Annotated in this window: 9 protein-coding genes; 3 read left to right on the forward strand and 6 right to left on the reverse strand. The window is 50.3% G+C overall.

Annotated elements, in window-relative coordinates; genetic code table 11:
* Positions 1–185: 185 nt before the first annotated feature.
* A complete protein-coding gene (locus tag MHM95_RS03965) occupies positions 186–398 on the reverse strand; it encodes a cold-shock protein (RefSeq protein WP_022946139.1) in 213 nt (70 codons plus the stop codon).
* 346 nt (positions 399–744) lie between these two features.
* On the opposite strand from MHM95_RS03965, the gene MHM95_RS03970 reads away from it, so the two are divergent.
* Complete coding sequence (locus tag MHM95_RS03970) at positions 745–3,960, forward strand: S41 family peptidase (protein ID WP_239384328.1); 3,216 nt, start codon at positions 745–747, stop codon at positions 3,958–3,960.
* A 715-nt stretch (positions 3,961–4,675) separates the two neighbouring features.
* Here the strand turns inward: MHM95_RS03970 and MHM95_RS03975 are convergent.
* From MHM95_RS03975 to MHM95_RS03995, 5 genes are all read right to left on the reverse strand, one after another.
* Complete coding sequence (locus tag MHM95_RS03975) at positions 4,676–5,344, reverse strand: M15 family metallopeptidase (protein ID WP_239384330.1); 669 nt, start codon at positions 5,342–5,344, stop codon at positions 4,676–4,678.
* A gap of 86 nt (positions 5,345–5,430) precedes the next feature.
* Positions 5,431–6,441 (reverse strand): hypothetical protein, encoded by a 1,011-nt coding sequence (locus MHM95_RS03980; protein ID WP_239384331.1) that lies wholly within the window; start codon positions 6,439–6,441, stop codon positions 5,431–5,433.
* A 127-nt stretch (positions 6,442–6,568) separates the two neighbouring features.
* Positions 6,569–8,506: a phytase gene (locus MHM95_RS03985; protein WP_239384332.1), complete on the reverse strand. Its 1,938-nt coding sequence runs from the start codon at positions 8,504–8,506 to the stop codon at positions 6,569–6,571.
* Complete coding sequence (locus tag MHM95_RS03990) at positions 8,490–9,491, reverse strand: metallophosphoesterase (RefSeq protein ID WP_239384333.1); 1,002 nt, start codon at positions 9,489–9,491, stop codon at positions 8,490–8,492. Before MHM95_RS03990 ends, MHM95_RS03985 begins: the two co-directional genes overlap by 17 nt.
* Positions 9,492–9,535: 44 nt before the next feature.
* Complete coding sequence (locus MHM95_RS03995) at positions 9,536–11,830, reverse strand: TonB-dependent receptor (protein ID WP_239384334.1); 2,295 nt, start codon at positions 11,828–11,830, stop codon at positions 9,536–9,538.
* A gap of 285 nt (positions 11,831–12,115) precedes the next feature.
* Between MHM95_RS03995 and MHM95_RS04000 the strand changes: the two genes are divergently transcribed.
* Positions 12,116–13,042 carry a diguanylate cyclase gene (locus tag MHM95_RS04000; protein ID WP_239384335.1) on the forward strand — a complete coding sequence of 309 codons (927 nt, stop codon included), beginning with the start codon at positions 12,116–12,118 and terminating at the stop codon, positions 13,040–13,042.
* Entirely contained in the window at positions 13,017–14,021 is a 1,005-nt protein-coding gene (locus MHM95_RS04005; RefSeq protein WP_239384336.1) for an AraC family transcriptional regulator, read from the forward strand. The genes MHM95_RS04000 and MHM95_RS04005 overlap by 26 nt, the downstream gene beginning before the upstream one ends.
* Positions 14,022–14,072: the final 51 nt, after the last annotated feature.

Here is a 14,072-nt window from a genome sequence, read left to right on the forward strand (position 1 = left end):
TGTCATCGCATTAAAGAGAATTCGTGCGGCTAACATAAAATGTGAAACTTAAGTGAAGCTTATGGCGATGAGAAAACAGTAGAAATGCGAACGCGGTAGACAAAAAAATACCCAAGCTCAAGCTCAGGTATTTCTTATTGCAAGTGAGCGTATGCGCTCAATTACATCACAGGTTAACGCCGTAATTAAACAGCAGTAACTTGTGTAGCTTGTGGGCCTTTTGCGCCTTGTTCAACAGTGAACTGAACTTCTTGGCCTTCTTGCAAAGTGCGGTAGCCGTCATCAGAAACGATAGCGCGGAAATGTACGAATACGTCTTTGCCGCCATCAGTAGGAGTGATGAAACCGAAACCTTTGCTCTCGTCGAACCATTTAACTGTACCAGTTGTATTAGACATAGTGTCTCCAAAATCTTTTAAATATAAATGTGCGCTGTTAACAGACGCGGTAATGCCAAACTAAGTACTAGCTAACACGAACGGCTTGGTGCTTAAATTCGGGTGGAACACTAACTGGATAGGACTCACGAAGAACTGAAGGACAAAAGCAAATATCGAATCTGGGTAGAACTCATCAGACAGGGGCACCTTAACACAGGCACTAGGGTTTACCTAATGTTATTTCATTTATCTGCGCCAAGCTCAGTACCTGACATATTTTGTAACAGCCTTTTATCGCAGCGCTGTCGCAATTGTAAGTACCCTTGTTATGATGTAACAGCTTCTAAAAAAAGGGTTACCAAAGATGAGAAAAATAACCACCTTGGCACTTGCCATGGCCGCAACGCTGGCCCCGTGGGTGTCAGCCTATGAAACTGAAGACACACGCTTATTGCGCTTTCCTGATATTCATAACGAACACGTCACCTTCATTTACGCCGGCGATGTGTATGTAGCAAACACCGAAACCGGTGCCAGCCAGCGCCTGACCGATCATATCGGCTTTGAAACTTTCCCTAAATTCTCCCCTGATGGCCAACGGGTCGCCTTTGCCGCCGAATACAATGGCAGCCGACAAATCTACGTCATTAACCGTGATGGTTCTGGCCTTAAACAGCTTACCTATTACAACGATGTTGGCCCTATGCCACCGCGTGGTGGTTTCGATTACCGGGTGCTTGATTGGACACCCGATGGTAAACATGTGGTATTTCGGGCTAACCGCACTCCTTGGGGTAAACGCATGGGCCGCCCATACATGGTGCCTGCCGATGGTGGCCTAGAGCAGCCTCTGGCTATTCCTGAAACCGGGGGTGGCATGCTAAGCCCAGATGGCAGCAAATATGTATACACCCCGATTGATCGTGAATTTCGTACCTGGAAACGCTCGCGCGGCGGTCGTGCCCAAGATGTATGGGTGTATGATTTAGAACAAAACAGTTCCAAGCAACTGACCACGGATCGCGCCACCGATCAGCAACCAACTTGGGTGGGCGATAATATCTACTTTGTCTCCGATCGCGACTACACCTTAAACCTGTATCAATACCGCGAAGGCGAAGCGCCTAAAAAGCTCACCACCCATGAAGACTTCGATGTGCTGTGGCCATCAGCTGGCCCCAACGCGGTGGTGTACGAAAATGGGGGCTATTTGTATCGCTTCGACCCTAAAACCGAGCAAAGCAATAAACTCACCATTAATGTGGCTGGCGTGCGCCAATATGCCATGCCTTACAGCAAAAATGTGAGCGACTTTATCGACTCTATGTCGCTGTCTCATGATGGCAAACGGGCCTTGTTTACCGCCCGAGGCGAGCTATTTAGCGTCCCCGCTCAAAAAGGCCCAACTCGTAACCTTTCCTACACCCCTAAAGGCCGAGAAATAGACGCCAGTTGGTCACCCAACGGCCGCTATATTGCCTACATGAGCGACGAATCCGGTGAATACGAAATTTATTTACAGGACCGCGCGGATAATAACGCCGTTAAGCAACTGACCAGTAATGGTACCATTTGGCGCTTTACCCCCATCTGGTCACCCGACAGCTCTAAGCTGCTTTTTGCCGATAAAAACCACACGTTATGGTGGCTGGATGCGCAATCAGGCAAGCAGCATAAAATTGATACCAGTATCTATGATGAAGAAGGCATTCGTCAGTACACGTGGTCACCTAATAGCGAAGACATTGTCTATGTTAAAAACAATGAAAACCGCTACGGTTCGTTATGGCATTACAATACCGACGAGCAAGACGTGACTCGCCTAACCGACGAGATGACCAATGAGCACAGCCCCACTTTCTCACCGGATGGCAACTACCTGTATTTCACCTCTGAGCGCGACTTTAACTTAGCCTTTAGCAGCTACGAGTTCGATTACATGTTTAACCGCGCCACACGCATCTACGCTGCGGCGGTGAACACTGATATAACGCCATTGGTTGCATTGCAAAGTGACGAAACCACCATAGTGAGTGACGACGATGCGCAAAGCGATGCCGACAATGGCAACCAACTGCAAAGCTCGGGCTTTATGCAACGCGTGACCGCGCTAAACGCGCCCTCGGGCGATTATCGCTCACTGCATGGCGTTGACGGTGGCGTGTTGGTGATGGCTAACGGCGCCTTGCAACTTCTTGGCACCGAGCACGATAGCGAGCTGAAAACCGTGGCCAAGGGCGTTAGCAGCTATACGGTATCGGCAAATGGCGAACACCTGTTGGTGCGCGCTGGCGATGACTACAGCATTATTGCGCCTAAACCAGAGCAAGATTTAAGCGCCACAAAATTGGATTTAACCAATATGACGCTGAAAATCGACCCTCAGCTTGAGTGGCAACAAATGTATGTGGAAGGCTGGCGCACCCTGCGCGATTGGTTTTACGATGAGAATCACCACGGTCAGGACTGGGATGCCATTGTTAAGAAGTACCAAGGCATGGCCAATGCCGTGGCCCACCGCGCTGATTTAGATTATGTTCTCAGTGAAATCGCCGGGGAAATTAACGCCGGCCATATTTATGTGCAATCCGGCGATATGCCCAAAGCCGAGCGTAAAAACCATGGTCTACTGGGTGCCAAACTAGCCAGCCACCGCTCTGGCTATGTGCAAATTGAGCACATTTTCCAAGGCGAGAACTGGCACGAAAACTTCCGCTCTCCGCTTGGTACCACCGGTGTGAAAGCCAGCAAAGGCGATTTTATCATCGCCGTTAATGGTCGCTCGGTAAAAACAGTAGCGAACTTTTATGAGCTGTTGGAGAACACTCAGGGTGAGCAAGTTGAGCTGGTGCTTAACGACAAACCGAGTCCCAAGGGGGCATGGCAAGTCAGTGTCGAGCCGGTAGCCAGCGAGCAAGGGCTACGTTATTTGCATTGGGTCAACACCCGCGCCGCTTATGTTGATAAGCTCTCTGACGGGCGTATTGGTTACGTGCACTTGCCAAATACCCATTATGAAGGTAACCGCGCCATGTTTAAAAATTACATGCCGCAAACCACCAAAGACGCCATGATCATTGATGATCGTTATAATGGCGGTGGGTTTATTCCCGAGCATATGATCACCTGGTTGGCTCGCAAGCCCCTTAATTATTGGAAGCGCCGTGGTGTCGAGCCGACAAAAACGCCGCAGTTTGCGCACGATGGACCAAAAGCCATGCTGATCAACGGCTATTCCAGCTCCGGCGGTGACGCCCTACCCTATTACTTCCGTCAAGCTGGGTTAGGTAAACTGATTGGTACCCGCACCTGGGGCGGCCTCATTGGCATTTCAGGTAATCCCAGCCTAGTGGATGGCGGCCAAGTGATTGCCGCGACCTTCCGTATTTTAGATAACGAAGGCAATTGGATTATCGAAAATGAGGGAGTCAGCCCTGATATTAAGGTGATTGATCGCCCAGAGCTTATTTACAAAGGCCAAGACCCATCGATTGAGCGTGCGGTTGAAGAGCTGTTAAAAGAGCTGAAAGCGAATCCGAAAAAACCACTGAATGTGCCGCCGGCGCCCAGTGAGTTTTAATTCACCTTGAGCAATGAAAAGGGCGCAAATCGCGCCCTTTTACATATAAAAGAATTGGCTAGCTGTTATTCACCTGCCTTTTTATTAGCACTGTTGATTCACGGTTTCCATGTATTTAAGCACTTTGCGCTTTCTTCGGTGTAAACGTCTTAGTATCAGGGCACTCACGTAGGCTAACCTACTGTTGAGTAACCATAAAGACAGGCTATTCAGGCTCAAAAAAACCAATGCTGATGTGGGAGGGTATGAGTTGAGCTCGGCACCGCCTAAAACCAACAAACATAGGTGCACAATAAAACAGAGTAACACTGCCAACTTACAGTATGGTAAAACGCCTACCTTACCTTGAGATAACATCCATCCCGCAGCGCACACTATGAGTACCCCCAGCATAGTAGCCATATACCATACTTTAAGGTGTTGATCTAAAGAGAACACTATATTGACAGTGATCGATATCGTCGTATAACAAAACACCAACGCCATGATGCAAGCGACTAATGTCAAAGAATACCTCAACTTAGGAATGAACTCATTTATTGGTAAATCTTCGGCTTTCATTATTCTCATGCTCATTTTAAGTTTTCGAGAGCTCTTTCACCATTAGAGTATGGGTAAGAAGTTAGAGGTCATTTGCAGATTTGCTCACACTATGAAGTGCCCCTAACTGGGCTTCAATATGCAGCAGGTTCCGAGTCTATAACTTGTTTGTTTTCTAACGCACCACAAAGTCAAAATAGGTATCTGGATAGGGTTGGGGTTTTAAGGAAAAGTGCCACCATTCCATCGCGTAGGGGGCAAAGCCCTGTGCAGTCATGAGATCGCGTAGTAGATAGCGATTGTTGCGCTGTTGCGCACTGATACGCGGATCATCAGTATTTGATATCGGGTCAAACATATCAAACGCCGAGCCCATATCCAGCTCCTCACCGGAAGCCATGTCGACTAAGGTTAAATCAACGGTTGCGCCTCGGCTATGGCCCGACTTTGCGGCAATGTAATCACCAAGTAAGACGCCCTTATCTAGATTCGGGTAATAGTGTGCTTTGGTATCTTGTGCGCTGGTATCGCTCACCCAGCGGACAAAATGATCAACGGCGCGCTGTGGTCGGTAACAATCAAACACTTTCAGGGTCATGCCTTGTTGCAGTGCCTTTTTTTGTACCTTTGCTAGCGCTTTAGCGGCATCTTGATGTAATAGACATTTAGGTGCCAAGTAACCATCGATAGTCGTACCAACAAAGTTATCACGACTAAAATAACGGATATCTTTTTGAATACTTGGCGCGATATCAGCAATGGCGACAAATTCACTCGGCTTCGCTGCCACAGGGTTGAGAATGACGCTGGCAAACACAGCTGCACCGATAACACACCCTTTCATAACCTTTCATTCCTGTTTTTGACCAAAGCGATAAAATAAACAATACCCTATTCCATCGCTAAGGAAAACCACCGCTCATGCGGGACTCAGCGATGCACATGTTCGTTGAGGTTAGCGCTTTGACAGCGCTGCAGTGCCGCCTGCATGGACGCACTGGCGCTTTCGCCTTGGTGAACAGCTCGCGCTGGTAAGCTCAGGTTTAAATAGTCGGCGCTGTAGCGCACGAGCTGAGCCAGGCTATCATCTTTTATTTGTGTATAGCGTGCTCTTAAATGCTGCTCGGTGTGGCGTACTGGTTGGTGTTGCTGCTTATCGAGCATTGCGTGCAGGTATGCAGCCAAGGTACGGCGGTCAGGGTCAGCAGACTGTGCAACTAACGCATCTATATCGGCAAGTAATCGTGCTCCGCGCTCGCTCTGCTCGTTTAACAAAAGCGCTAAGGTCAAGTTCATCGCTGCATTCAATTGACTTAACGCGAGATTATGTTGCTCTTTTAAAAAAGTGGCTTTACGAAAATCCCCCACAGCTCCTTTAATATCGCCCAAACTTAACCTTAACATACCCATATTATTGGCAAGGCTGGCGCTTAAAGCATCATTTGGATGGACTTGTAAAATGGCTGCTGCGCGGTCGTAATAACTTTGCGCCAACTGATAAGACTGCCGATGACGGGCAACAATCAACATATTATTAAGATAGATAGCGCGATAAATAGGTCGTGATTCGTTTGTAAATGCGCATTGGTAGGCGTGCTCTGCATCAGTTAATAGGTGGTTTTTCTTAAGCCAAATACCCAATAAATTATAGCTACGACTCAGCTGCTGCGTTTTGCTATCACCAAGGGCTAAAAGACTGTCGATAAGATCGCGCGCCTGGCTAAAGTTATTACTGAATATGGCCGCTTGAGCAGTCGCGAAATACCAGCGAAAGCGCACCGACGTCGGCACAGAGCCGAAGCTATCGTTATATTGTTGATATAGAGCCAATGTTTGCTGCGGGCGCTCACGCGCATGGCTTTCGGCCCGCACCAGCACGTCATTTAATTGCATGGAGGTTAACGTTGCAGCTAACACTATTAAGCTGGGAACTACGGCCATAAGCGCACTCTGTTATTGTCGTCACCGTCAAAGTATAGAAACATTTTACCATTTCAGTAATGACAATAATTCAATTCGCACGTTGGCTGCACGATGTCCCGCCTCATAGCCAGACATCGCGCGCAACTTAGGGCAGTAATTTATCTATCTGCCGCCAATCAATAATTTTAAAGTTTTGTGGTTGTTGTGGCATACGGTTATAACCATCTTGGACAACCAGCACTCCTTGAGGATAACCTGGTAAGGCATGGGCGGTAACCGTTAGTCCGTCTGTTTCCGAGACGCCATCTATGCCTTTTTCTATATCCGCCGTTACCGCAAACTTCACTAATCGCGTTAGCGTCGGCTTTGATCGCTTACCCTCTATGCGATACAGCACATAGCTGTTATCACCTTGACTGGACACCACCAGCAATCGTGTGCCATCGTCGCGATGATAGATCTCCATGCCCTCAACATCGGCAACAAGGTGACTATCTAGCTGCTGTATACGCTGTGCCCTGGTGCCGGCATCAGGCTCCGCGCCGATAAACCAAATACCCGCATCTTCCTCGCCCATAAATAGCTGCCCGGATTGATCGTCTGCGGTGCAGCCTTCGGGTTGGCTTGGCAATGAGAACTGGCGTACACGTTGACCGTGAACCTCGGTGTCTTGCACGCTAATACGATACTGTTGATAGGTGCCATTTTTGTCATTCACAAACACATAATGACCACTTTGCGCGCTGTACATACACAGGCCATAAATTTCTGTTAGGTTAGTGGCAATATCACTGAGCTGCTGTACCTGCCCATCGCTGCTCACGGTAAACAAACTAATGCTATTGTTGCTGCGGTTGCTTGCAGCAATTAACGTGTGGGTGGCATTATTGATACCTTGATGCTGGCGCACATCGACATTGTTCACCCGCCCTACAGCGAGCTGTTGCCGTAACTGACCATCAAGCCCATAGACCATTAAGCCACGACGTTTATCTGTGCCCAAAATCAGCGAGTGTTGCGCGTTATTCGGATGGACCCAAATAGCGGGGTCGTCCGCCGCATCGCCAAAGGCGGCTACCGGCGTAGTTTCAGCGCTTGCGCTCACCTGTTGCAACCCTTTTGTATGCCTCGCAGGCACCTGTTTAGCACTGGGTAGCTGGGTGCTGATATAGCTATCGAGCTTATCGGCAAACAATACGGCTTGTTGTTGCCCTTGGCTGTTTGCGCCCACAGCAATGGCCTCAACGCCTAACTCGGCCCCCTCAAGGTGCCAGCTTTGCAGGGTTTCACGCAGTGGATCGTAGCGATACACCTGCTGGCGCTGACTGCTGGTAAAGTAGATATAGCCCTCGGAGTCGCTGCTGAGCGCCGCAATTTCCGGTGCCAGTTGCCCAAAGGGCGAAACCAAGGCCACAGGTGTTTTATCGGCCCGCGATTCGCTGTTGGCGTTTATCTTCCACACACCTAGCTCTGCCTCACCGATAAAGAGCTGCTGAGCCTGATCGCTGACGGCACAGCCAGACGCTTCACTGACTCCAGCAAAAGTGCGAATCGGTAGCTGCATCGGCTTCACAGCCTCTAGATCATACACCAGTGTTTGCGCAATAAGCCCGCGCACATCGGCAACAAATACCGACACCGTACGCGTTTGCTCATCATGATATAAACAGGCCGCTTCCGGCTGCGCTTGCGGCGGTGTTAGCCGTGACAGCTCATCAATCTGCCATTGCGCGCCATCATAATCTAACTGCCATACCACCACAGCATCGGCACTATTATCAATACTGGTCAGCACATAGCGCTGTGGGCTTAGCTGGCGTAAAGACAAGCCTTCATAGTTACCAGCAAGCAACGGGGTAATCTGTTGCTGATGTTGCTCGAGCAGCAATAAGCCTTGGCTTTCACTGGCGAGCAGCCAGTGCCCGGTGTGCAACCACTGAGCCTGCGAGCCCTGCATATTATGTTGCTCGCCGAGCTCCGTCACCGCCAGGCTTTCGCTGTAACTATGTTTAGTAAATAGGGTTAGCGCCATTAGCGCCGCCGCCATACTGACATTAACGAGCTTATTATTTTTGTTGATCATGTTTGTGCTCCTTATTACGGCGCAGTTGTTTATGTTGGTAACGTACTTCGCCTCGGTGATTAACCGCCGTCATCTGCAGTGCATCGGCATTAATTGAAAATGTTAAAAAGCCTGGGGTGGCTTCGGCGTAGCGCGTAAATTCTCGCTGCTCGACGCTGCGCGCTTCGCTGCCGCCGCCAGAAACATAATGCGCCAGGTCACTGTGTTTAATTTGGTTATGTTGTAAGTCATGTTCATGGCCGGCTATATAGGCATCAACGTCATGGCGCTTCAACAGCGGTGCTAACGTCTCAACCAAGCCGTTATCGCGACCATAGCGTTTGCCACTGGTGTAAATGGGGTGATGGCCTACAACGAGGGTCCATGCCGCGTCACTGCCCGCCAATTGCCGCTTTAGCCATACAAGCTGTGGCCCTGGGTCTTGCCCTTGGGTGGCGCGGTACTTGGCGCGAGTGCGATAGTCACTGACTAGAGTATTGGTATCCAAAAACAACACCAGCACAGGCTCACCACTGGCCAACGTGAAGCGCTGGCTGTAATAGCGTGCCGGCATCTGCCAACGGCCACTGACGTTGCTGTAATCAATTTGCGCTTGGGCATTGCCTAAATAGTCATGGTTGCCCAACACACTGTGCCACGGCACAAAACTATGAGGGCCGTGATATATCCGCTCAAAGGCACTTTGCCACAACGAGTCCTGGGTACTGGCAACGCCATCGGGATAAAAGTTATCGCCGGTGGAGATCACAAAGTCACCATCCAGTTGGTACAAGGCAATCTCTAACTGGTGGGCAACGGGGCGCTGGTAAAAGTGTCCGTTGTGGCCCCAATCACCAATAACGGCAAAGTTGATGCTATCAGCCAAGGGCGCCAACCCTTCAATGCGCTGCTGTTGATAGAGCGCATCGCTATAAATGGGCGCACTCTGGGCCAACAATGGCGGCGCCACGAGCAAGGCAATGAGAGTTATTAACTGCTTAATCATGTTCATTCCTCATTGGCGTGGTGCACTACTCACCACGCCTAAATTTAAAAGGCGTAGCGCAACATCAATTGCACCACGGGCCCGGCCTGCTCCGACTCCAATTCGTATTCATCAAAGTCCCGCTCGATTTGCTGCTCCAAGGTATCGAACTTGTTGAATACTTCCTCTTTACTGGCATCCAGTAAGTTGGAACCCACCATCCGTAGCGTCAGCTTTTGCCAACGTTTTTCTATAAACAGCTCGAGATCGGCGCCATAGTGCGTGCTTACCTCTTCACCGACAAAACGCCCAAGGGCATCGCCTTGCTTGCGGTAGGTGGCCCCGAAAGACGCGCCTAGCTGAGGAAAGTCATGAATAAACCCGAGGTTATAGACGTAATCTGATTGGTCGTTAAATTTACGCTCACCGAAAAAGTCCTCGACTTCGCTATCAAGCCAGGAGTAATTCACAAACACCCCGGTATTGGGTAGCCCCAACGCGCCTAGGGGTGTCGATAAGTCGAGCTCGACGCCATACACCGTGCCATCGCCGGTATTACGGGGTTGCAGCACAAAGGTGCCCTCGCGCTCGGCCCCTTGCATACCGGTATTGGCGATTTCAATTAAATCGCTGACATCACGATAAAACAGATTCACGCCCATCACCCCGGTCTGACCGAGACGATACTCATAACCTAGGTCGACGCCCCATGCCGACTCCGGCTCAAGCGCCGGGTTGCCCAATAAGTCGTTGTCGGCCAACTCCTCCTCACGCAGCGCGGGGGTAATATAGTCAAAGTCCGGACGACGTAAGCTGCGCGCTAACGACGCGTTGATGCGGCCGTTTTCTGCCACTTGCACGCGTATATGAGCGGAGGGCAAAATAAAGTCGTAATCGTTGTCGGTGCGCACCGCATCAACATGGTTGTCCACCTGCGAATCGGTGCTTTCCCAACGTACACCCAGCTCCCAAGCAAACTCCTGACTCTCGTGTTTAAGCAACGCAAAGACATCAAAACGCTGCTCTTGCACTGTATTTACACCGCCGCTAACGGCCTCAAAAGGCGCATCAAAAGTGGCCAGCGACAGCGGCGACTGCGCGAATTGATCCCAGCTGCTTTGCATGGTTTCTAATTCACTTTCAGAGGCGAAAATATCGGTGTCCCGCTCTTTTTGCTGCCAAAACGCGCCGATTTGCCATTGTTTGCTATCGCTGTAGGGCTGACTGTGCTGCCATTGTAGTGTCCACTCTTTATCATCAATGTCGCTGCGCTCTTGCTCCTGCTCCAATACCATGGGCAATTCAGCGGTATCGAGTTCAACCTCTTGTTCAAATACCGACTCTTCAAAGCGCGCCACAGCCACCTTGAATTTACTGTTACCGCCAAAAAGTGGCTGGTTATAGCTGGAGCTAAGGCTGTAATTGGTCTGCTCAATATCGGCAATATTGGCATTATCGGTCAGTAAACTACCGCCGTTGGCCGCATCACCACTGGCCGTACTGGGGTGGTTATACTCATATGAACGTTCATCCTCACTGCGCTCGGTGTCGACCCAAATACCGCTGATGTCGAAATAGGCGCCATCGTTAAAGGTGTATTCATAGCTGGCGTTCAGTGAGGTGTCATCGCCATCACGGGTATCGTCTTGATGTTCGCGATTATCGAAGCTTTGTTCACGGTAATCGGGGTTGTTTTCCGGGCTATCACCGTAGCGAAAACTGGTCTTTTTCTTGGGGTTGTAGCGCCCTTGTAAATTGGCTCCCAGTAACAAGCGCCCGCCGCCAAGTTCAGTGCCATAGACACCGCCTAGGCTTTCTTTAAGTTCACCATCATCGTAGCGCAGGCCGCCGGCGCGCAAGTAGCCACCGTCTAGGCTATAGCCATCACGCAAAACGATATTCAGCGTGCCGGCAATGGCATCAGCGGAGCGGTTAGCACTGGGCGAGCGGATGATCTCTACTCGTTCAATGAGCTCAGCGGGAATGCGATCAACAAAGAATGAGCGGTCGGCGCCAGCACCGGGTACTTCTTCGCCATTGATCAGCACCTTAGTATAGGCAGGACTCAAACCGCGCATACGCGCGCCGTCGGATTCCAACACATCAGATAAAAAAGTCACACTCGGCACCCGTTTAAGGGCATCGCCAGCGGTCAGTGGTTCAAAGCGCTGAAAGTAATCTTGGTCATATTCCAAAGTGGGTGCTAGCTGCTGCGAGCGGTTGCGATAGCCGATGTCGCCATACACCACCAGCTCCTCAGATACTTTCACCGGTTTGTTGGCGTTTTCTTGAGCGCCATAGGCGCTGATATTGGTAAGCGCTAATGCCGCCACCAGCGCTTTTAGTTTAAAGCTTGTCATTGCTGTTCTCTCCTGCGTGTCCTTGGTATGGCGCTAAGCTAAAAACAGCAGATGACAGCACTGTGACAGTCGCTGCTATGGCGCTGCCCAAGCGAGCTAAATGGGCCGCGTTATGGTGGCTTTTGAGCTATAAAAACCCTACTCACAGAGCAAAGAACGGGCTCTTGCACGGTGTTATCGCATGGCGTGGTCATGATGCTGTCATATCATTGAGCCAATATGACCCTGCCCATAGTGAAGTTAGCCCGCTAGCATAACCACACACTAATTAACTCAAGGTCTTTCATGCGCTTTAACCCATTTCGCACTCATCCCTTACTGGCTCATATAAGTATCGCTTGGCTGGTACTTGCCGCGCTACTCAGCTATCAGTTGGGGGAGCTCAAATACAGTGGTGATATTGCCTGGCTTGATATCCTTGGCGAAGGCGGCATTGTGCTCATGACATTAAGCTGGATTGTCGCACTGCTGGTGTCTCGGCCACCGGGTAAAGTCACAACCTTGTTGGTGCTAGGGCTGGGGCTATTTATGTTTTCTGCATCATTAGACTTGCTTGATGAGTGGTTACACCAGCCCAGTCGCTATTGGTTAAGTTGGATTGAGTCTCTGCCTGCTCCCATAGGCATGTTATTCACCAGCGCCGGGCTGTATTGGTGGCATCAAGAGCAGTTTGTGCTGAACCGCCAACTGGCTCGCCGTGAGGCGCACATGCGCGACCATCAAAAAGTGTGCCCGGTCACCGGATTATATCGTATTCAGTATGTGCAAAAAGTCTTCGATAGCAGCCGCGAGAGCGAGACTAAATGCTGTATTGCCATGATTGATGTAGAAAACTTTGCCACCGTTAACGCCCGCTTCGGCCTAGCCACTGGCGACCGATTACTGCGTGAGCTCAGCGATTTAATGGTGATGAATATTCGTATGGGTGATGTACTCAGTCGTTATGCCAGCGACAGCTTCGTTCTGCTTTTGCCCGCCACCACGAGTCGCCAAGCACAGCAGCTTATCGCGCAGTTACAAAGCGCCATTCGCCACTGCGCCTTTCGCCTTGACCCCCAAGGGCAAGCCCACTACATAAACACCTACAGCGCGGTTATTGAAACCGCAAAAGATGAGCCGTTGCCGCAGCTGTTGAGGCAGCTGCAACAGCAATTACAACAACAAAAACACCGACCAGGCCAGGGTGATGCCACGCTTTGCGCTTCAAGATAAAAAAGTCATTAGCAGTGAGGGGCTGATCAGTGCCATCGCCGAGCTGGCTCTGGCTCGTGGCGCTGATTTGCACAAGCTATTGCGAGGCACGGGGATTTTTAGTGACGATTTACTCGACCCACACAGCCGTTTTAGTCATCATCAGCTAATGCGCTTGCTGGCACAATACCAAGGCCAATTTCCTCACCCCGATGCGGGGTTTTTATTGGGGCAGCAACTACTTAACGAACTGGGCTCTGTCGGGCAAGCCTTGCTAAGCGCGCCCACTGTTGGCGATAGCCTAGGTATGCTGCAACGCCTCTACCAACACATTGCGCCACTGGTCCATGTTCGTTATCACCTTTATCAGCGCCAAGTGCATGTGTTTATTACGCCAACGCTGGCCCCAGAGAGTAAGGCAACCGAATTACTTATGCAGGCCTATAGCAGCGCTTTCTATGCCCTGTTAAAGCGCCTAAGCCAAGGCTATCCACACTGTCACTTTGATTTTGCCTGTAAGCGCCCACGTCATATGTATGAGTTTGAGCACAACCTCGGCACGCGTTTACGCTTTGCCCAGCCCGTGTATAAATGGTCCTTTGCTGCCAGTATGCTCAGATGCACTAACGACAATGCCAGTCTGTTGCGCTGGCAACGTCTGCAAAGCCAACCTCGGTGTGAGTCGCCGCCGTATTTCATCGATGCGCTGTGCCAGTTGTTATCGCGCCAACCGCACCTTAGCTTAGCCGCACTCGCGCAACATATGGCCATGAGCCCTGCCACTTTTAAGCGCAAACTCAAAGAGCATGGCTGGCGCTTTTCCCAATTACAACAACAACAGCAAACGCTTAGAGCGGTTTATTTACTTAGCATTCGTGATAAAGGCAACGATTATGTGGCCAACCGCTTAGCCTTTTACGACACCCCGAACTTTCGTCGCGCATTTAAGCGCTGGACCGGCCTCACTCCGAGCGAATTAAAAGACTCAATGAGCCTGTAAAAGGGCATAGGGTAACGCCGTGTAATACTTTTATTGCGCGCAGGCATTATG

The organism is Pseudoalteromonas sp. CnMc7-15 (genome assembly GCF_022347925.1).
GTDB classification, from domain to species: domain Bacteria; phylum Pseudomonadota; class Gammaproteobacteria; order Enterobacterales; family Alteromonadaceae; genus Pseudoalteromonas; species Pseudoalteromonas ruthenica.

Excerpts from the sequence above, each read along its gene's own strand:
- MHM95_RS03965 (WP_022946139.1), bottom strand. The coding sequence starts at position 398 with ATGTCTAATACAACTGGTACAGTTAAATGGTTCGACGAGAGCAAAGGT.
- MHM95_RS04000 (WP_239384335.1), top strand. The coding sequence starts at position 12,116 with ATGCGCTTTAACCCATTTCGCACTCATCCCTTACTGGCTCATATAAGT.
- MHM95_RS03990 (WP_239384333.1), bottom strand. The coding sequence starts at position 9,491 with ATGATTAAGCAGTTAATAACTCTCATTGCCTTGCTCGTGGCGCCGCCA.
- MHM95_RS03995 (WP_239384334.1), bottom strand. The coding sequence starts at position 11,830 with ATGACAAGCTTTAAACTAAAAGCGCTGGTGGCGGCATTAGCGCTTACC.
- MHM95_RS03985 (WP_239384332.1), bottom strand. The coding sequence starts at position 8,506 with ATGATCAACAAAAATAATAAGCTCGTTAATGTCAGTATGGCGGCGGCG.
- MHM95_RS04005 (WP_239384336.1), top strand. The coding sequence starts at position 13,017 with ATGCCACGCTTTGCGCTTCAAGATAAAAAAGTCATTAGCAGTGAGGGG.
- MHM95_RS03975 (WP_239384330.1), bottom strand. The coding sequence starts at position 5,344 with ATGAAAGGGTGTGTTATCGGTGCAGCTGTGTTTGCCAGCGTCATTCTC.
- MHM95_RS03970 (WP_239384328.1), top strand. The coding sequence starts at position 745 with ATGAGAAAAATAACCACCTTGGCACTTGCCATGGCCGCAACGCTGGCC.
- MHM95_RS03980 (WP_239384331.1), bottom strand. The coding sequence starts at position 6,441 with ATGGCCGTAGTTCCCAGCTTAATAGTGTTAGCTGCAACGTTAACCTCC.